This is a genomic window from Nonomuraea bangladeshensis (assembly GCF_039529455.1).
Lineage (GTDB): Bacteria > Actinomycetota > Actinomycetes > Streptosporangiales > Streptosporangiaceae > Nonomuraea > Nonomuraea bangladeshensis.
Genome location: NZ_BAAAMV010000009.1, coordinates 572749 through 590531, shown reverse-complemented (window position 1 = coordinate 590531; position 17783 = coordinate 572749). Strand labels below are relative to the sequence as shown.

Here is a 17783-nt window from a genome sequence, read left to right as displayed (position 1 = left end):
TGAGGGGCGGGCGAAGCGCAGCAAGCCGTAACAGGCCATAGGCTTTCGGTCATGACCAGCCAGCCGCCCAGCCCGCCCCCTCAGCCGGAGCAGCCGGCCGAGGCCGTGCCCACGTGCTACCGGCATCCCGACAAGGAAACCTGGGTCCGCTGCCAGCGTTGTGAGCGCCCGATCTGCCCCGACTGCATGCGTGACGCGGCAGTCGGCTTCCAGTGCCCCGAATGCGTGGCCGAGGGCAACCGCGGCATCCGTCAGGCCCGCTCCACCTTCGGCGGCAACGTCGTACGCACGCCGATCGTCACGTACGCGATCCTGGTCATCAACCTGCTGATCTTCGGCGCCCAATATCTCACCGGCGACCGCGTCACCGGCGAGCTCGCGATGTGGCCCGCCGGGGTCGCGCTCGGCGAGCAGTACCACCGGCTGATCACCGCCGCCTTCGTGCACGGCGGCGTGATGCACATCCTGTTCAACTCCTGGGCGCTCTACGTCGTGGGCCCCTACCTGGAGCGCTCGTTCGGCCACGCCCGCTACATCGCGATCTACCTGATCAGCGCGCTCGGCGGCAGCGTGCTCGGCCTCTGGCTCGACCCGCTCAGCCAGCCGACGGTCGGCGCCTCCGGCGCCATCTTCGGCCTGTTCGGCGCGGTCTTCGTGGTCGGCCGCCGGCTCAACATGGACGTACGCGGCATCGCCGTGCTGATCGTGATCAACCTGGCGATCACCTTCGTGGTCTCGGGCATCAGCTGGACCGGGCACGTCGGCGGACTGATCACCGGCTCGCTGCTGGCGGCGGCCATCGCCTACGCCCCCAGCAGGAACCGGACCCTGTGGCAGGCGGCGACCATCGCGGGCGTGCTGATCGTGCTGATCGCCCTGGTGCTGGTGCGCGTGTCGGCCATCCAGGCCGCCGTCGGGGCCTGAACGGGGCCTGAACGAGGGCCGCCACGTGACGGCGCCCACAGGGTGTGGAAAAAACTGTGGAAAGAACTAACGCCAGCGGGTGGAAAGAACCACACCGAAGATGATGAACACGAACCCGATCAGCAGGTTCCAGTTCTGGAGCTCGCCGATGAAGGGCGTGCTGGGCGCGACGTAGTAGACCGCGATCCACAGGATGCCGATGATCCACGAGACGACCATCGTCGGCGCCAGCCACCGCGGGCTGACCTTGACCTGCTGCGACCTCTGCGGCGGCGTGTAAACCGCCTTCTTACGAGCCTTGGACTTGGGCACTGGGTAACTCCTGCTGAGGGCCTGGGGCATCCGGATCGTCCGCAGGCTCTTCGGTTAGCCTAATCGAGACGGGCCCAGGATAGTCGCCACGCGCACGTCCTGGCGATCCCCGGCCGCCGCGACTCCCCCGTCTACCCTGATCGAATGCGGGCTGCGCTCCGGGCCCTGGGGGAGACGAGCATCACCGCGGGCCTCATCCTCATGCTGTTCTGCGCCTATCTGCTCTGGGGCACCGGCGCCTACACCCGGAGCCAGCAACTGCTGCTCCAGCGCGAGCTGGCCGCGGCGAAGGCGGCCGGCGAGCGCGGCCGTCTCGACCGGATCGACCTGGGCCGGGCCGTCGCCGTGCTCGGCATCCCGAAGCTCGGCCCCGGCTACCGGTACGCGATCGTCGAAGGCGTCGGCGCCGACCAGCTCAGGAAGGGGCCGGGCCACTACCCGGGCAGCGCCCTGCCCGGCCAGATCGGCAACTTCGTGGTCTCCGGGCACCGGACCACGTACGCGGCCCCGTTCAACCGGCTCGACGAGCTGGAACGCGGCGACGAGATCGTGGTGGACGCCCGCGAGGCCCGCTACACCTACCGCGTCACCTCCCAGGACGTCGTGGAGCCCGACGAGGTGGACGTGCTCGCCCCCGTGCCCGGCAAGCCCGACATCCGCCCCATCCGTGCCTACATCACGCTGTCCACCTGCCATCCGGAGTACTCCGCCGCCCAGCGCCTCATCGTGTACGGCGTGCTCAAGGAGACCCAGCTCAGGAAGGAATGAGCCCCAGATGTACGCCTGGCTCTGGCGCAAGCTGCCCGGCCCCCTGCCCCGCCGCGTCCTGACCGCCGCCGTGCTGGTCATGGCCGTGGTGGCCGTACTGTGGTTTGTGGTCTTTCCGCTACTGGAGCCGCTGGTGACGCTCGACGAGGTGACGGTCAAGGAATGAGCCGCGTGCTGGTGGTGGACAACCACGACAGCTTCGTCCACACGATCGTGCAGTACCTGCGCGTCCTCGGGGCCGAGTGCGACGTGCGCCCGCGTGACGAGGTGCGCGAGGCCGACGCCGACGGCTTCGACGGCGTGCTGGTCAGCCCCGGCCCCGGCGCCCCCGAGGCGGCCGGCGTGAGCGTCCCGCTGGTCCGCCGGGCGGTCGCGCGGCGGCAGCCGCTGCTCGGCGTCTGTCTCGGCCACCAGGCCATCGCCGTCGCCTTCGGAGCCACCGTCACCCGCGCGCCCGAGCTGTTCCACGGCCGGACGAGCGACATCCTGCACGACGGCGAGGGCGTGTTCGAGACGCTGCCCTCGCCGGTGCGGATGACCCGCTACCACTCGCTCGCCGTCCTGCCCGAGACGGTGCCCGAGGCGCTGGAGGTGACCGCGCGCACCGCCGACGGCGTGGTCATGGGCCTGCGCCACCGCCGGGCGCCGGTCGAGGGCGTCCAGTTCCACCCCGAATCGGTCCTGTCCGAGCACGGCTACAAGCTGCTGGAAAATTGGCTTCGGCGAACCATGTAACAAATGTCGCGCTGCCACCGACTTACCAGTGAACGTCCCCGCCGTTGCCCCCGAGCGGCGGGGGCGTTCTTTTTTCGTCCCAGAAACGCCGAGGGCCGCCCCTCCCGGAAGGGAGAGGCGGCCCTCAGCGGCGTCAGGACCGGTCGCTAGAACCCGTCGGGCTCGTCGTCGATCGGGTTGTCGTTCGTCGGCGGTTCGTCGATCGGGTTGTCGCTGGTCGGCTCGTCACTGGGCTGCTCGGGGAAGTCGTCGCTCGGCTCCTGCGTCGGCTGCTGCGGCTGCTGCGGCCCGGTGGACACCACGATCGTGATCGTCGTGTTGGGCGCCAGCTTGGCCCCCTCGCCGGGGTTCTGCTGGATGACCGTGCCCTGCGGCTGGTCGCTCGGCTGCGGAACGACCTTCACCCGGAAGCCGGCCGCCTTGATCTGCGCGGAGGCGTCCTCCTGGGTGAGCCCGATGACGCTCGGCACCTCGCCCAGCTCCTTGGGCACGAAGAGGGTGACGGTGCCGTTCTCCTCGATCTCCTCGCCGGCCTTGGGGTTGGTGTCGATGACCGTGCCCTGCTTCTTGCTGGAGACCTTGGTCTTGACCGTGCCGCGCAGGCCCTCCTTCTCGAGGGCGGCGATCGCGTCCTCCTGGGACAGGCCGATGAGGCCGTCCGGCACCTTCTTCTTGGCCGGGCCCTTGGAGACGTAGAGCTTGACCGCCGAACCCTTCTCGACCTTGGTGTCCTCCGGCGGGTCGGTCCGGATCACGCTGCCCTTGTCGATCTCGGAGCTGTTCTCCTGGACGACCTCGACCTTGAGCTCGAGCGCCTTGAGCTGCTCCTCCGCGTACGCCCGCTCCTGCGAGGCGAGTGAGGGGATCGTGACCTGGCTGTCGGAGGTGGCGCCGCCGCCGCCGTTGGCGAAGACGATGTAGCCGACCGTCACGAACGCGCCGATGATCAGCAGCGGGATGATGATCCACAGGGCGGTCTTGAGGCCGTTGCCGCCGCCTCCTGAGGCCCGGCGCCGGCCGCCACGGCCGCCGCCATCGCCGTCGCCGTACTCGTAGGGCGGGACGGCGTTGGTGCGCTGCGTGGCCGGGCCGGTCGCCGCGTGCGTGGCCGTCATCATGCGCGTGCCCTGGTAGCCGCCGGCGTTCATCGCCATCGTCTGGGCGTCGGTCGGCATGCCGGACATCGCCCGCTGGATGTCGGCGCGCATCTCGCCCGCGCTCTGGTAGCGCTGAGCGGGGTCCTTGGCCATGGACTTGAGCACGATCGCGTCGGCCCAGGCCGGGATCTCGGGGTCGATCTGCGACGGCGGGATCGGCTCCTCGCGGACGTGCTGGTAGGCGATCGCGACCGGCGAGTCGCCGGTGAACGGCGGCTGGCCCGTCAGCAGCTCGTAGAGCAGGCAGCCGGTGGAGTAGATGTCGCTGCGCGCGTCGACCCGCTCGCCCCGCGCCTGCTCCGGCGAGAGGTATTGGGCCGTGCCGATCACCTGGGCGGTCTGCGTCATCGTGGCGGCCGAGTCGGCCATGGCGCGGGCGATGCCGAAGTCCATCACCTTGACGTCGCCCGCACGGGTGATCATCACGTTGGCCGGCTTGATGTCGCGGTGCACGATGCCGCCGCGGTGGCTGTAGTCGAGCGCCCGAAGGATGCCGTCGACCAGCTCGACCGCGCGCTCCGGCAGCAGCCGCCGGTCCTGGCGCAGCAGGTCGCGCAGCGTGCGGCCGTCGACGTACTCCATCACGATGTACGGGACCGGCGCGCCGTCGGTGACGTCCTCGCCGGTGTCGTACACCGCGACGACGGCGGGGTGGTTGAGTGAGGCCGCCGACTGCGCCTCGCGGCGGAAGCGGGCCTGGAAGGTGTGGTCGCGCGCCAGGTCGGAGCGGAGGGTCTTGATCGCGACTATGCGGTCCAGCCGGATGTCTCGGGCGCGATACACCTCAGCCATGCCGCCGCGCCCGACGACACCGTCGAGCTCGTAACGACCTCCGAGTAGCCGAGGCTGAGTCATTTCCTGCACTGTCCCTTACCGTTCATCTTGGGTACCGGCCTGCTCGGGGGCCGCCGGTGTCCATCATCGACCCCCTGGCGCGTCACGTCTCCTCCTCGGGCGTGTTTGTCGCACCCTGATCCGGCGAAGCGGGCGGTGTCGGAGTTGTCAGGGTTGTGGTGGGCTTCGGGGTTGTGGGGGTAGGCGTCGGGGTTCGCGTCGTCGGGGTCGGTTTGGGGGTCGGCTTTCTTGTGGGAGTAGCCGACTTGCTTACCGTAGCCGACCGCGAGGGTGTAGGCCGCGACGACCTGACCGGAACCACCGGGGGCCGGTGGGTCCGCGGTTTGGTCCTGCCCGGCCGCACCTGCGCGGGCGAGGGCACCGGGGGCGTCGGCTCCGCGGTGCCTGGCGTGGCGGTGATGCCGGGGGTCCGGGCGGCGAGGGTCATGGCGCTGAGCCCCACCGCGGCGACGCAGCCGGCCGTGGCGACCACGGCCAGTGTACGGGCGCCCCGGCGGCGCCGCCTCGCCGGCGCCCGCCCGGTGGCGTGCTCGTCGGGCGCTGTCTCGTCGGGTGCTGTGGGGGTGACCAGGTCGGTCTCCTGCTCGTCCTCCGGCGACGGCTCGCGTACGCGGAAGCCGCCGGGGTCGGTGAGCATGCTCAGCTCGGCGGGCCGCTCGGCGGCGGCCGCCAGCGACTCGCGCAGCACGTACGCCCGATCGGCCACCTCCATCGCCGTCCCCGGCCGCAGCCCGGGATCCTTGGCCAGCAGCCTCATCACCAGCTCGCGCACCGGCGCGGGCACGTCCACGCCGAGCGGCCTGGGCGCCTCGTTGAGATGCCGCAGCGCGATGGCCACATGATTGTCACCCAGGAACGGCGTGCGCCCGGCCAGGCACTCGTAGGCGACCACCCCGAGCGAGTAGAGGTCGGTCGACGGGGTGAGCGGGAAGCCCTGCGCCTGCTCGGGGCTGACGTATTGGGCGGTGCCCAGCACGGTGCCGGTCTGCGTGACCGGCGCCGCCTCCAGGGCCCGCGCGATGCCGAAGTCGGTGACCTTGATCACGCCCTCGGGCGTGACGAGCAGGTTGCCCGGCTTGACGTCGCGGTGGATGACGCCCGCCGCGTGCGCCGTGTGCAGCGCCCTGGCGGTCTGGTGCACCACGTCGAGGGTCACCTCGGCCCCGATGGCGCCGTTGCGCGCCAGGATGGCCGACAGCGGCTCCCCGTGGACCAGCTCCATCACGAGGTAGGCCAGATCGCTCTGCTCGCCGTAGTCGAAGACCTGGGCGATCCCGGGGTCGGCCAGGGACGCGGTGATCCTGGCCTCGTTCCTGAACCGCTCGCGGAAGGCCGGGTCGACGTGGATGTGACTTCGGAGGATCTTGACGGCCACCTCGCGGCCCAGGAGCTCGTCCCGGGCACGCCACACTTCTCCCATACCGCCCATGGCGATGCGGGAGACCAGGAGGTAGCGGTTACGGAGCCGCATGATCCAGCAGGTTACCGTCGGTCACTTGGTGAGCACCGCCTCCAGCACGGCCTTCGCGATCGGGGCGGCCGTGTGGCCGCCGGTCGCCTCCGCGCCGACGTTGGCCGCACCGGACTCGACGATGACCGCGAGCGCGATCTTCGGGTCGTCGGCGGGCGCGAAGGAGATGAACCAGGCGTGCGGCGGCTGGCCGTCGGCCGTCTCCGCGGTGCCCGTCTTTCCCGCTACTTGGACGCCCGGGACCTGCGCGAGGTTGGCGGTGCCGTTCTGGACGACGCTGACCATCATCTGCCGCAGCTTGCCGGCGGTCTCCTCGCTGACCGCGTCCGTCAGCTCGTCGGGGTCGGCCTCGTCGATCGTGTCGCCCTTGGAGTCGGTGATCTTGTTGACGAGATAGGGCTTCATGACCGTGCCGTTGTTGGCGATGCCGGCCGCGATCATGGCCATCTGCAGCGGCGTCATGCGGTTGCTGCGCTGGCCGATGGAGGCCATGGCGAGCGCCGCCTTGTCCTCCTCCTTGCCGAAGTCGCTCTGCGCCACCGACATCGGCACGCCGATCTGGGTGCCCATGCCGAACTTCTCGGTCTGCTCGTTCATCTTGTCGTAGCCCAGCTCCATGCCCATCTTGCCGAACGGCGTGTTGCAGGACCTCTCCAGCGCGTACGTGAGCGTGACCGAGCCGGAGCCGCAGGCCGCGCCACCGTAGTTGGGCAGGCTGATGTTCGTGCCGGGCAGCGGGAGGTTCTGCGGCGCGTCCACGGTCGTGTCGGGCCCGCGGTCGGAATCGTCCTCCAGGTAGGCCGCCATCGTCACGACCTTGAACGTCGACCCCGGCGGGTAGGTCTGCCCGATCGTCCGGTTGAGCAGCGGCTGGTCCTTGGCCTTGGCCAGCTCGTCGTAGCGGGAGAACACCTTGCCCTTGTCGGTGCCCGACAGCTCGGTCGGGTCGTAGGTGGGCAGCGACACCATGGCGAGGATCGCGCCCGTCTTGGGCTCGATCGCGATGACCGCGCCCCGCTTGCCGCTCTGGCGCAGCGCGTCGTAGGCCGCCTTCTGGGCCTTGGGGTTGATCGTGACCTCGACGTTGGCGCCCTTGGTCGGCTCGCCGGTGAACAGGTCGATGCTGCGGCGCAGCAGCAGGTCGGCGCTGGAGCCGTCGAGCAGTTTGTTCTCGCTGGCCTCGATCGCGCTCGCGCTCTCCGGCGAGAAGAAGCCGGTGACGTGCGCGTACAGCTTGGCGTCGGGGTATTGCCTGATGAACCTGAACTGCTTGCTGTCGGTCTCCACGGACTGCGCGATCACCTTGCCGCCGGCGGTGATCCGCCCGCGCTCGATGGAGTAGCGCTCGTAGAAGTTGCGGATGTTGCGCGCGTCGGCGCTCAGCTCCTCGGCCCGCACCGCCTGCAGGAAGTTCACGTTGATCATCAGGAGCGCGAACATGGCCAGGCAGGCCACGGACACGCGCTTCAGTGTGCTGTTCATCGCTGGAACACCTGCGTCAATCCTTCGTTCTGGATCGCCTGGGGTGGGGGGCGCCGGGCGGCGTCGGACGTGCGTACCAGCAGCGCGATGAGGATCCAGTTGGCCAGCAGGGCGGAGCCGCCCTGGGACATGAACGGGGTGACCAGGCCGGTCAGCGGGATGAGGTTGGTCACGCCGCCGACGATGATGAACACCTGCCACGCCAGCAGGAACGCGAGGCCGCCCGAGAGCAGCTTGCTGAAGGGGTCGCGGGCCGCCAGCGCGGTGCGCAGCCCCCGCTCGACCAGCAGCGCGTAGAGCATGAGCAACGCCATGAGGCCGGTCAGGCCCAGCTCCTCGCCGGTGGCCGCGAAGATGAAGTCGGAGAACGACAACGGGATCCGCTCGGGATGCCCCTGGCCGAGCCCGGTGCCGAGGATGCCGCCGGCGCCGAAGCCGAACAGCCCCTGCATGATCTGGTAGCTGCCGCCGATCTCGCGGTCGTAGAACTCGGGGTTGCCCGGATCGAGCCAGATCTCGAACCGGTCGCCCACGTGCGAGAACGCGAGCCCGGCGAGATAGGCGCCGCCGACGAACAGCAGCAGGCCGATCAGCACCCACGAGGTGCGCTGGGTGGCGATGTAGATCATCGCGATGAACGTGCCGAACAGCAGCAGCGAGGTGCCGAGATCCTTCTCGAAGACCAGCACGAGCAGGCTCAGCCCCCACGTCACGAGGACGGGGCCGAGGTCGCGGGCCCGGGGCAGGTCGATGAAGAGCAGCCTGCGGCCGGCCAGCGCCAGCACGTCGCGCTTGGCCACGAGGTAGCCGGCGAAGAAGACCACCAGCGCCAGCTTGGCGAACTCACCCGGCTGGATCGAGAAGCCGCCGATGCGGATCCAGATCTTGGCGCCCTGGACCTCGCTCAGCGAGCCGGGCAGCAGCGCGGGGATCGCGAGCAGCACCAGCCCGATCGCGCCCGCGGTGTAGGTGAGGCGCTGCAGCATGCGGTGGTCACGCAGCACGATGAGGGTGGCGGCGAACATCACGACGCCGAGGCCGGTCCACATGATCTGGCTGGCGGCCGACGCGCCGGCCATCTTGGCCGACTCCAGCCGGTAGATCATCACCAGGCCGAGGCCGTTGATCAGCGTGACCAGCGGCAGGATCAGCGGGTCGGCCCAAGGGGCGAACTTGGCCAGCACGAGGTAGGCGACCAGCATGATGCCGCCCAGGCCGAGACCGTAGGCCAGCATGCCCGCGGGCACCCGGCCGTCCACGGCGAGGCCCACGTTGGCGTAGGCGCCCATGACGATCAGGACCGCGAGCGCCAGCATCACGAGCTGGGCCACCCGGCGCTTGGCCGGCATGGGGACGGGGGAAGCTGCGACTTCGCTCATCTATTGCGGTTTCGTCTTGGTCTTGGTCGCGGACGCCGACGGCGTGGGGGACGGGGACGCCGTCGTCGAGCCGTCGTCGGCCTGGCTCGTGGAGAACTTCAAGCTGTTGATCTTCTCCACGCCCGCGTCGGCGTTGGTCACCGGTATGCCGCTCTTGACCAGCGCCTGATCGGCCTCGGACAGCCGGGAGAGCTGCCGCCCGGTCGGCCGGGAGACACTGAAGAGCTGGAAGGGACCCACCTCCTTCTGCACCCCCCGATAAACGACCACTTCGTCGCCCCTAGCGCCGACGAAGAACTGGTCCTGGGTCCACTGGTATCCAAAGTAGCCGCCGACGCCGACGGCCGCGCCGCCCACGCCGAGCACGGTGACCAGCACGGGCCACATCCGGCGACGACGCCGGCCGGCCGGCCGCTGGGCGACCGGCTCTCCGAAGTCGTCGTCAATGAGGACCGGCTGGGGCGCGGTCACCGCGTCGGCTCGCCCCGGCTGGGTGTCCTGGGGGGCGCCATGCAGCCGGGTCATCCCCGCCGCGCCGACGACGGCGGCCTCGGCGGGCACCGGCTGCCCATCGTCGATCTCCAGGACGTCGGCCAGCACGCAGGTGATGTTGTCCGGCCCGCCACCGCGGTTGGCCAGGTCGATGAGCTGGCGGACGACCTCCTCGGGGTCGTCGATGTTGGTGAGCGTGGCGTGCAGCGTCTCCGCGCTCACCACCCCTGACAACCCGTCGGAGCACAGCAGGTAGCGGTCGCCCACCTGCGCCTCCCGCAGCGTTAGGTCGGGATCGACCTCGCCGCTGCCGTCGAGCGCGCGCAGCAGGATCGAGCGCTGCGGGTGCGTGGCGGCCTCTTCCGGCGTGATGCGCCCGTCGTCGACGAGTTGCTGGACCAGGGTGTGGTCATGGGTGATCTGGTAGAGCTCGCCGCGTCTCAGCAAGTAGGCGCGCGAGTCTCCCACGTGGACGAGGGCTACCTGGGTGCCGCTCCACAGCATGGCCGTGAGCGTCGTGCCCATGCCCTTGAGGCTGGGATCCCGGCCCACCATCTCGTGCAGCCTGCGGTTGGCATCGCGTACCGCTGCCTCAATGGCGTTGAGCAGGTCACCCCCCTGGGGGGCCTCTTCGAGAGAGGCCATGGCGGCGATGGCGACTGAGCTCGCCACCTCGCCGTGTGCGTGCCCGCCCATGCCGTCGGCGACGGCGAGCAGGCGGCCGCTGGCGTACGCCGAGTCCTCGTTACCTTCGCGGAGGAGGCCGACGTCCGAGCGGGCGGCGTAGCGGAGTGCGATGGTCATTTGCGCAATTCAATGACTGTCTTGCCGACGCGGATCGGAACACCGAGCGGCACCGGGGTCGGGCGGGTGACTTTGTTGCGGTCGAGGTATGTGCCGTTGGTGGAGCCGAGGTCTTCCACGATCCACTGGCCGTCCTGTGGGAAGAGCCGGGCGTGCCGGCTGGATGCGTAATCGTCGCTGACTACCAGCGTGGCGTCGTTCGCCCGGCCAATGGTGATGGGCGTCTCCGTGAGGTCGATGGTGGTGCCTTGCAGCGGGCCACCGGTGACGATGAGCTGGCGTGGCTCGCCCTTCTTGCTCTTGGGCTTCGCCGGTGCCTTCGTGGTCCGTGGCGCCTTGCGCGGGGCCGCGGGAGCCGTGCGTGAACCGAACAAGTCAGTCCGGATCACGCCGACTGCGGCAATGACGAAGAACCACAGCACCGCCAGGAAGGCTAGCCGGATCAGCAGCAGCGTGAGCTCGGACATGGACCGTCTGTTTACCTCTAATCGCGCCGGAAAACCAGAGTCGTGCGACCCAGCGTCACTCGCGTGCCGTTCTGGAGCTCGATCCTGCGTACCGGCTGGCCGTTGACGAAGGTTCCGTTCGTCGATCCGAGATCCACGAGAGCCACTGTCTGGCCCTCGACGCGCAGCTCGGCGTGGTGCCGGGAGACGCCCGGATCGACGAGACGAAGATCGCAGTCGGTGCCCCTGCCGAGCAAGGTCACCGGAGTGGTGAGCTCGTAGGAGCGGTCGCCCTGCGGGTCGTCCTGAGTGGACACGAGCAGCCTGGGCCGCCCGTTGAACGCGTTGGGCCGGGACGGAGGCAGGTCGCTCGCCGGCTGGCGGATCTCGTCCTGCTCGACCGTCGCGCCGCGGATGACCCCCGACCGGATGCGGAACAGGCCCACAGCCAGATCGCCGGCGGTCTCGAAACGCACCCGGACCGGTCCTACGAAGGAGTAGCCCTGCTCCTTGGCGTACTCCCTGGCGAGGTTGGCCAGCTCGTGGCTGATGCTGTCGGCGTAGACCTCAAGCCGTTCGCTGTCGGTCGTGGACAGCTCCACCACGAAGTCGTTGGGCACGAGCGTCCGACCCTGGGCCACGATCGCCGCGCGCTCGTCCATCTCACGCTGAACCGCACTGGCGACCTCGACCGGCTGGAGATCGGATTTGAACGCCCGCGCAAAGGCTCCCTCAACCAAGCCCTCGAGCCTTCGCTCGAAGCGCTGAAGGACTCCCACCGGGTACCTCCCTTCCTCCGTGCATATGATCGCGGCCCCCAGGCGCGCCCGGCGCCCGGTTTCCGCTTGTTCCACGTGGCGGCGTTCCTCGGCGCCCGTCGGCTGTCGCGCCCAGCTCCTCCGCTCCCGTGTCTTATGCGATCGTATCCGGGTTCAGTACCACTGGCTGTTCCGTGCTAATGTTCTTTCCGCACCCACAAGGGCGGGTGGCGGAACGGCAGACGCGCACGGTTCAGGTCCGTGTGTCCGAAAGGACGTGAGGGTTCAAATCCCTCCTCGCCCACCTCGGGTCACCGATGAAATCGGCAGACCCACACTGACGAAAGCAGCCCCGGTTCGCAAGAGCCGGGGCTTTTTCTTTGTCGGGCCCTGGTGCGCACGGCCGCGCTCCGCAAGGAGGACGGTAGATGGCTCCGCTTGCAGATCACTTTCGGGTGGCTTGCGTGATTTAGCTCACAAAAGGGCTTTCTCGTGCCGGCTCGGCGACGAGCCGGCACGAGGGAACCCGAGCTCAGCCCGCCGTGGCCCCTGCCGCCCTGGTGTCCAGGAGCTCGCCCAGGAGGTCGGTGAGGCTCACCATGCCGATGACGGCGCCCGCGGCGTTCGTCACCAGGGCCAGGTGCGCCCGCGCGTCCTGAAGGGCCGTCACGGCCTCCGGCACCTGCGTGACGCACGCCAGCCTCGGCAGGGGGTGTTTCAGCGACTCCGCGGTGGCCTCGGGCCGCAGGAGGGCGTCCCTGGCGTGCAGGGCGCCCTCGACGCCCGACGGGCCCTCCACGAGCAGCCTCAGGTGCCCGCTGCCGGCGGCCGCCTTCCTGATCTCCCGCCCGGTCGCCTTCACACCGACCTTCACCGCGCGCTCGATGGGGACCATCAGCCGCTCGATGCCCTCCGCCTGGAGGCGGAGCGCCCGGGTGAGCAGGTCGTGCTCCTCGCGGTCGAGCAGGCCCATGCGGCCCGACTCGCCCACCAGCATGGCGAGCTGGCGAGGGGTGCGGGTGGTCGCCAGCTCGTTCCTCGGCTGGACGCCGAAGAGGCGCAGTATGGCGTTCGTCAGGGCGTTGAGCGAGCGCAGGAGCGGGCTCATCGCGCTGGTGAACGCGCGGAACGGCAGCGTCAGGAGCAGCGCCGCCCGCTCGGGGTGGGTCAGCGCCCACGACTTCGGCGCCATCTCGCCGACCACCATGTGCAGGAACGTCACCAGCGCCAGGGCGATGGTGAGCGAGATCGGCAGGCGCAGGCCCTCGGGGACGCCCAGAGCGGCGAACAGCGGCTCCATCGCGTGCTCCAGCGCCGGCTCGGTGACCTGACCGAGGCCCAGGGTGCACAGGGTGATGCCGAGCTGCGCGCCGGCCAGCATGAGGGAGAGCTGCCGCCCGCCGCCGACCGCCGACTTGGCGGCGACGCGGATCAGGCGGTTGCCGCCCGTGGCCATCTCCTCCAGCCGGTGGCGGCGGGCCGAGACGAAGGCGAACTCCGCGGCCACGAACAGGGCGTTGAACGCGAGCAGGGCGAGACTGAGGAGCAGCAGCGTCATCGGGCCGCCTCCGCCCACTCGCCCCGCTGCTCAGCAGCCTGTTCCGCCGGCTGTTCCGCCGGCTGTTCCTCTGGGGACACGCGGACCCACTCCGGCACTCGTCTGTTGAGCGACATCACCGTCAGGCGGGCCGTACGGCCGCCCTCGTCCTCCTCGAAGGGGTCGTCCGTGTCCGCGGTGACCGGGACGGACACCGCGTCGCCCGGGTCGGGCAGGCGGCCCAGGCGGGCCAGGACCAGGCCGGCGAGCGTGTCGTAGTCGTCGCTCTCGGGCAGGCTGAGGCCCGTGGCGCGCTCGACCTCGTCCAGGCGCAGCCGTCCCGGCACCTCCCAGACGCCGCCGGGGCGCTGCACGGCGCCGAGCGGCTCGGGGTCGTTCTCGTCCAGCAGCTCGCCCACCAGCTCCTCGGCGAGGTCCTCGACGGTGATGACGCCGGCCAGGCCGCCGTACTCGTCGATGACGCAGACGATGTCGTCCTTGGCGCCGCGCATGCGGTCGAGGACGAGCGGGAGCGGCAGGCTGTCGGGCACCAGCAGCGCGGGACGGGTCACCGCGCCGACGCGCCCCTCCTCCAGGCCGGAGGCCAGCAGCTCGCGGACGCCCGTCACGCCCAGCACGTCGCCGTCCTCGGCCAGCACCGGGTAGCGGGAGTGGCCGCGCTCGCGCATGACGCCGAGGAGGTCGGAGATGGGCTGCGACTCGCGCAGCACGACCACGCGGGGGCGCGGCACCATGGCCTCCTCGGCGGTGCGGTCGCCGAACTCCAGCGCCCGCTCCAGCAGGTCCGACAGCCGCGGGGGCAGCTCGCCCGCGCGGGTCGACTCCTCGATGATGCGCGACAGCTCCTCGGGGGTCGCCCCGTGCTCCACCTCCTCCACGGGCTCGATGCCGACCAGGCGCAGCAGGCCCGTGGCGGCCGAGTCGAACAGCCGCACGACGGGGCCGACCACCGCCAGGTACACCAGCGTCGGCCGGGCCAGGAACTTGGCCACCGGCTCGGGCCTGGCGATGCCCAGGTTCTTGGGCGCCAGCTCGCCGAGGACCATCTGCACCACCGTCGCCACGAGCACGCCGCAGGCCACGGACACGCCGGAGATCATGGTGTCGGACATGCCCGTCCCCTCCAGCCAGGGGCGGACGATCACGGAGATCGCCGGCTCGGCGAGGAAGCCGACCAGCAACGCGGTGACCGTGATGCCGAGCTGGGCGCCGGAGAGCATGAACGACAGGCGCGAGGTGACCTTGAGCGCCTTGTCGGCGGCGGCGTCACCGGCGGCGGCCTGCTCGCGCAGGACACCCCGGTCGGCGGCGACGTAGGCGAACTCCTGGGCGACGAAGAATCCGGTCGCGGCGGTGAGGAGGAACAGGGCCAGTAGCCCGAGATAGGCGCTCACCGCAGTGAGCCCTCAGAGGAACCCGTGCACCGGCACGGGCATGGACTCCACGGGTCCGGAGCGGACACGATCATCCCTTCGATAGAGGTCGTCCCTTAACTAACGACGCAGGCGGCGTCTATGTTTCCGCCGCTGCTTCCGTCACACCCGTCACAAGGGTCATTCGAGGGCGTCCGCGCCGCTTACGATCTTTTGGTTCCCGGTACTTTTCCGTGGAGCAACCTTGGCGGCACTCCGCACAGTCGGGGGGATCGACGTACCGTCTATGACATACCGAAGGGGAAGAGGGCGAAGTGTCTGAGGACGACCGGACGCGAGCCATGCGCTCGCCGGGCGACGGGCGCCCGCTGCCGCCGAGGCCGGACGACGGCCTCCGCTCGGGCGGCGCTCCCGCCCACCAGACGCCGCCCTTGAGAGGGGCGAACGCGCCCACCCACAAGCTTCCCACCGTCCCGCAGGCGCCCGAGCCGTCGTCCCCGCGCGCCGCGAACGACGGCGCGCCGGCGCAGGGGCGCTCGCGCGTCTACGGCCGGGAACGTTCCGGCGGCGGCGGCGGCCCGGTCCGGCCGCTGCGCTCGTCGTCGGGCGGCGGCGGCGAACCGCCCGAGCAGGGCCGCGGCGGGACGCCACGGGGGCCGCGCAGGCGGCCGTCCGGCCGGCTCATCGTCAAGATCATCGCGGCGGCACTGGTGGCGCTGCTGGTGACGGGCATCGGCCTGCTCTTCTGGGTCAACTCGCGGCTGACCGGCATCGAGGGCGTGCTCGACCCCTACGAGGGCCGCCCGGACGACACCCCCGGCACCAACTGGCTGCTGGTCGGCTCCGACAGCCGCAAGGGCCTCTCGGCCGCCCAGCGCAAGAAGCTGGCGACCGGGCGGGCGGTCGGGCAGCGTACGGACTCGATGATGCTGCTGCACATCCCCGACAGCGGCGACAGGCCCACGCTGGTCAGCCTGCCGCGCGACTCCGCCGTCACGATCCCCGGCAGGGGCCGCGACAAGCTCAACTCCGCCTACGCCTTCGGCGGACCCAAGCTGCTCGTCCGCACCGTGGAGACGGTCACCGGGCTGCACATCGACAACTACATGGAGATCGGGTTCGCCGGGTTCGTGGACATCGTGGACGCGGTCGGCGGGGTCGAGATCAACGTACGGGCCGCGGTCGACGACCCCAAGGCCGGGCTCAAGCTGAAGAAGGGCACCCAGGTGCTCAACGGCTCCCAGGCACTCGGCTACGTACGCACCAGGAAGGGCGGCGCGCTGCCCGACTTCGAGCGGACCAAGCGGCAGCGGCAGTTCCTCGGCGCGGTCGTGAAGAAGGCGGCGAGCCCCGGCGTGCTGATCAACCCGTTCACCTCGATCCCGCTGGCCATGAGCGCCACCGACGCCGTCGAGGTCGACACCGACACGGGCGTGTTCGACATGCTGTCGCTCGGGCTGTCCATGGGCGACAGCCCGGTGACGACGGTGGTGCCCTTCGGCGGGGAGGAGGCCGTGGCGAGCGGCGGCACGGCGATCAAGTGGGACCGCACCAAGGCGGTCGCCCTGTTCGACGCGCTCAAGGAGGACAAGCCGGTGCCGAAGGAAGTGATCGACGCCAACTGAGGCTCCGCGCCCCGGCCGGTCAGCCGCCGCCGGCGGTGGCCGCGACCGTGGTGGCGGTGATCGCGGCGATGGTGGCGGCGTTGATGGCCGCGATCGTCCTGGCCACCGCGTCGCCCGCCCAGGCGCCCTCGGCGAGCTCCTTCACCCGTTCCTTGCTCGCCCCGGGGAACGCCTTGCGGTCGAGCTTGGCCGCGTGCATGATCGCGATCAGGACGGCGGTGCGGGGGTCGGGCTCCGCGCCGCCGAGCACGCTCGCCACCCGCTCCCTGACGTCGGCCTCCACGCTGGGATCGGCCTCCGGCCAGCGCGTGACGGGGAAGATCCCGAGCACCTTGCCCCGCTGCTCGGTCAGCACGCCGGACTGGGCGAGCCTGGTCAGCAGGCGCGCCCGCAGCTTGTGCGACTGCAGGCGCTGCACCCACCAGGCGGGCTTGCGCTCCTTGCGTTCGCCGCCCAGGCGGCTCAGCGCGGCGTCCAGCTCGTCGTCCCCGGTAGGCGCGGAGTCGATGAGCACGAGCCTGTCGTCCGTCAGCTCGACGCGGCCCTCGACGGCGAGCTCGGCGAGGAGCGCGCCGGCCAGCGCGGGGTCGAGCTGCACGGTGCTGATGAGCTGCTTGCCCTCGTCCTCGCTGTACGCGAGCAGGAGGAGTTCTTCGGCGATCGTCACCTTCATGCCCCGACACTAATCGCCCGGAGCTTTCCACAGGCTGTGGATGGTCCGGTGCGCACCGTACTCTGGGGGCATGCCGGAACTTCCCGAAGTGGAGTCTCTGGCCCACTTCCTGCGCGAACGGGCGGTGGGCCGGTCCATCATGGCCATCGACGTGGTCGGCATCCAGGCGCTCAAGACGTTCGATCCGCCGGTCACGGCGCTCGGCGGGCTCACCGTCACCGGGGTGGCGAGGCACGGCAAGTTCCTCGACCTCGACTGTGACGGGCTGCACCTGGTCTTCCACCTGGCGCGGGCCGGATGGCTGCGCTGGCGCGACGACATGTCGGGGGCCAAGCCGGTGCGGCCGGGCAAGGGCCCGCTCGCGGCGCGGGTGCGCTTCGCGCCCGACGACGACGGGCAGGCGCCGGGGTTCGAGCTGACGGAGGCGGGGACGCAGAAGCGGCTAGCCATCTATGTCACGAAAAATCCGGACGAGGTGCCCGGCGTGGCCGCCCTCGGCCCCGACCCCCTCGACCCGGCCTTCACCGTGGACGCGCTGAAGCGCATCGTGGGCGGCAACCGCACGCAGATCAAGGGCCTGCTCCGCGACCAGAAGGTCATCGCGGGCATCGGCAACGCCTACTCCGACGAGGTGCTGCACGCGGCGCGGATGTCCCCGTTCAAGATCGCCGGGACGCTGACCGACGCGCAGGTCGCCGACCTGCACGAGGCCATCGTCACGACGCTCGCCGACGCCGTCGAGCGGGCGCACGGCCTGGCCGCCAAGGACCTCAAGGCGGAGAAGAAGTCGGGCCTGCGCGTGCACAACCGGGCGGGGCAGCCCTGCGACGTGTGCGGCGACACGATCCGCGAGGTGTCGTTCGCCGACTCCTCGCTGCAGTACTGCCCGACCTGCCAGACGGGCGGCAAGCCCCTGGCCGACCGGCGGATGTCCAAGCTGCTCAAATAGCTCCGCGCGGGCGGGACAATGG

17 protein-coding genes and 1 tRNA gene are annotated in these 17783 nt (G+C 70.5%); 7 read left to right on the top strand and 11 right to left on the bottom strand.

From position 1 onward, the window contains the following. Nucleotides 1-51 precede the first annotated feature (51 nt). Complete coding sequence (locus ABD292_RS32160; protein WP_344213919.1) at nucleotides 52-924, top strand: rhomboid family intramembrane serine protease; 873 nt, start codon at nucleotides 52-54, stop codon at nucleotides 922-924. A 66-nt stretch (nucleotides 925-990) separates the two neighbouring features. Here the strand turns inward: ABD292_RS32160 and ABD292_RS32155 are convergent, their stop codons facing one another. Continuing rightward, nucleotides 991-1236, bottom strand: coding sequence for a cell division protein CrgA (locus ABD292_RS32155; RefSeq protein ID WP_344213917.1), 246 nt, complete (start codon nucleotides 1234-1236; stop codon nucleotides 991-993). Nucleotides 1237-1380: 144 nt separating this feature from the next. Here ABD292_RS32155 and ABD292_RS32150 point away from each other — a divergent pair, with 144 nt between their 5' ends. Genes ABD292_RS32150 through ABD292_RS32140 form a run of 3 tightly spaced genes read left to right on the top strand, consistent with a single transcriptional unit; the run spans nucleotide 1381 to nucleotide 2739 of the window. Continuing rightward, on the top strand, nucleotides 1381-2004 hold the full coding sequence (locus ABD292_RS32150; protein ID WP_344213915.1) for a class E sortase: 624 nt from the start codon (nucleotides 1381-1383) through the stop codon (nucleotides 2002-2004). Between the two features lie 7 nt (nucleotides 2005-2011). Continuing rightward, on the top strand, nucleotides 2012-2170 hold the full coding sequence (locus ABD292_RS32145; protein ID WP_344213913.1) for a hypothetical protein: 159 nt from the start codon (nucleotides 2012-2014) through the stop codon (nucleotides 2168-2170). Then, nucleotides 2167-2739, top strand: a complete 573-nt coding sequence (locus tag ABD292_RS32140; protein WP_344213911.1) for an anthranilate synthase component II — start codon at nucleotides 2167-2169, stop codon at nucleotides 2737-2739. The genes ABD292_RS32145 and ABD292_RS32140 overlap by 4 nt, the downstream gene beginning before the upstream one ends. Before the next feature lie 146 nt (nucleotides 2740-2885). On the opposite strand, the gene pknB is transcribed toward ABD292_RS32140, so the two are convergent. From pknB to ABD292_RS32105, 7 genes are all read right to left on the bottom strand, one after another. Beyond that, nucleotides 2886-4751 carry a Stk1 family PASTA domain-containing Ser/Thr kinase gene (gene pknB, locus ABD292_RS32135; protein ID WP_344213909.1) on the bottom strand — a complete coding sequence of 622 codons (1866 nt, stop codon included), beginning with the start codon at nucleotides 4749-4751 and terminating at the stop codon, nucleotides 2886-2888. Between the two features lie 82 nt (nucleotides 4752-4833). Continuing rightward, nucleotides 4834-6222 carry a serine/threonine-protein kinase gene (locus tag ABD292_RS32130; protein WP_344213907.1) on the bottom strand — a complete coding sequence of 463 codons (1389 nt, stop codon included), beginning with the start codon at nucleotides 6220-6222 and terminating at the stop codon, nucleotides 4834-4836. A 21-nt stretch (nucleotides 6223-6243) separates the two neighbouring features. After that, complete coding sequence (locus tag ABD292_RS32125) at nucleotides 6244-7704, bottom strand: peptidoglycan D,D-transpeptidase FtsI family protein (RefSeq protein WP_344213905.1); 1461 nt, start codon at nucleotides 7702-7704, stop codon at nucleotides 6244-6246. Continuing rightward, complete coding sequence (locus ABD292_RS32120) at nucleotides 7701-9083, bottom strand: FtsW/RodA/SpoVE family cell cycle protein (protein ID WP_344213903.1); 1383 nt, start codon at nucleotides 9081-9083, stop codon at nucleotides 7701-7703. The genes ABD292_RS32125 and ABD292_RS32120 overlap by 4 nt, the downstream gene beginning before the upstream one ends. Further along, nucleotides 9084-10379 (bottom strand): Stp1/IreP family PP2C-type Ser/Thr phosphatase, encoded by a 1296-nt coding sequence (locus tag ABD292_RS32115; RefSeq protein WP_344213901.1) that lies wholly within the window; start codon nucleotides 10377-10379, stop codon nucleotides 9084-9086. Next, nucleotides 10376-10846 (bottom strand): FHA domain-containing protein FhaB/FipA, encoded by a 471-nt coding sequence (locus tag ABD292_RS32110; protein WP_344213899.1) that lies wholly within the window; start codon nucleotides 10844-10846, stop codon nucleotides 10376-10378. The genes ABD292_RS32115 and ABD292_RS32110 overlap by 4 nt, the downstream gene beginning before the upstream one ends. 17 nt (nucleotides 10847-10863) lie before the next feature. Then, a complete protein-coding gene (locus tag ABD292_RS32105; protein WP_091081864.1) occupies nucleotides 10864-11604 on the bottom strand; it encodes an FHA domain-containing protein in 741 nt (246 codons plus the stop codon). Between the two features lie 200 nt (nucleotides 11605-11804). Between ABD292_RS32105 and ABD292_RS32100 the strand changes: the two genes are divergently transcribed. Next, a tRNA-Leu gene (locus ABD292_RS32100) sits at nucleotides 11805-11887 on the top strand. A gap of 228 nt (nucleotides 11888-12115) precedes the next feature. Here the strand turns inward: ABD292_RS32100 and ABD292_RS32095 are convergent. After that, on the bottom strand, nucleotides 12116-13141 hold the full coding sequence (locus ABD292_RS32095; RefSeq protein ID WP_344213897.1) for a CNNM domain-containing protein: 1026 nt from the start codon (nucleotides 13139-13141) through the stop codon (nucleotides 12116-12118). After that, nucleotides 13138-14535 carry a hemolysin family protein gene (locus tag ABD292_RS32090; RefSeq protein WP_344213895.1) on the bottom strand — a complete coding sequence of 466 codons (1398 nt, stop codon included), beginning with the start codon at nucleotides 14533-14535 and terminating at the stop codon, nucleotides 13138-13140. The genes ABD292_RS32095 and ABD292_RS32090 overlap by 4 nt, the downstream gene beginning before the upstream one ends. A 293-nt stretch (nucleotides 14536-14828) precedes the next feature. On the opposite strand from ABD292_RS32090, the gene ABD292_RS32085 reads away from it, so the two are divergent. Next, a complete protein-coding gene (locus tag ABD292_RS32085) occupies nucleotides 14829-16139 on the top strand; it encodes an LCP family protein (protein ID WP_344213893.1) in 1311 nt (436 codons plus the stop codon). 19 nt (nucleotides 16140-16158) lie between these two features. On the opposite strand, the gene ABD292_RS32080 is transcribed toward ABD292_RS32085, so the two are convergent. Continuing rightward, on the bottom strand, nucleotides 16159-16812 hold the full coding sequence (locus ABD292_RS32080) for a GOLPH3/VPS74 family protein (protein WP_344213891.1): 654 nt from the start codon (nucleotides 16810-16812) through the stop codon (nucleotides 16159-16161). A gap of 70 nt (nucleotides 16813-16882) precedes the next feature. Between ABD292_RS32080 and ABD292_RS32075 the strand changes: the two genes are divergently transcribed. Further along, entirely contained in the window at nucleotides 16883-17761 is an 879-nt protein-coding gene (locus tag ABD292_RS32075) for an Fpg/Nei family DNA glycosylase (RefSeq protein WP_344213889.1), read from the top strand. The last annotated feature ends 22 nt before the right edge of the window (nucleotides 17762-17783 follow it).

Excerpts from the sequence above, each read along its gene's own strand:
- ABD292_RS32160 (WP_344213919.1), top strand. The coding sequence starts at position 52 with ATGACCAGCCAGCCGCCCAGCCCGCCCCCTCAGCCGGAGCAGCCGGCC.
- ABD292_RS32130 (WP_344213907.1), bottom strand. The coding sequence starts at position 6,222 with ATGCGGCTCCGTAACCGCTACCTCCTGGTCTCCCGCATCGCCATGGGC.
- ABD292_RS32120 (WP_344213903.1), bottom strand. The coding sequence starts at position 9,083 with ATGAGCGAAGTCGCAGCTTCCCCCGTCCCCATGCCGGCCAAGCGCCGG.
- ABD292_RS32080 (WP_344213891.1), bottom strand. The coding sequence starts at position 16,812 with ATGAAGGTGACGATCGCCGAAGAACTCCTCCTGCTCGCGTACAGCGAG.
- ABD292_RS32145 (WP_344213913.1), top strand. The coding sequence starts at position 2,012 with ATGTACGCCTGGCTCTGGCGCAAGCTGCCCGGCCCCCTGCCCCGCCGC.
- pknB (WP_344213909.1), bottom strand. The coding sequence starts at position 4,751 with ATGACTCAGCCTCGGCTACTCGGAGGTCGTTACGAGCTCGACGGTGTC.
- ABD292_RS32140 (WP_344213911.1), top strand. The coding sequence starts at position 2,167 with ATGAGCCGCGTGCTGGTGGTGGACAACCACGACAGCTTCGTCCACACG.
- ABD292_RS32095 (WP_344213897.1), bottom strand. The coding sequence starts at position 13,141 with ATGACGCTGCTGCTCCTCAGTCTCGCCCTGCTCGCGTTCAACGCCCTG.
- ABD292_RS32110 (WP_344213899.1), bottom strand. The coding sequence starts at position 10,846 with ATGTCCGAGCTCACGCTGCTGCTGATCCGGCTAGCCTTCCTGGCGGTG.
- ABD292_RS32125 (WP_344213905.1), bottom strand. The coding sequence starts at position 7,704 with ATGAACAGCACACTGAAGCGCGTGTCCGTGGCCTGCCTGGCCATGTTC.
- ABD292_RS32150 (WP_344213915.1), top strand. The coding sequence starts at position 1,381 with ATGCGGGCTGCGCTCCGGGCCCTGGGGGAGACGAGCATCACCGCGGGC.
- ABD292_RS32115 (WP_344213901.1), bottom strand. The coding sequence starts at position 10,379 with ATGACCATCGCACTCCGCTACGCCGCCCGCTCGGACGTCGGCCTCCTC.
- ABD292_RS32075 (WP_344213889.1), top strand. The coding sequence starts at position 16,883 with ATGCCGGAACTTCCCGAAGTGGAGTCTCTGGCCCACTTCCTGCGCGAA.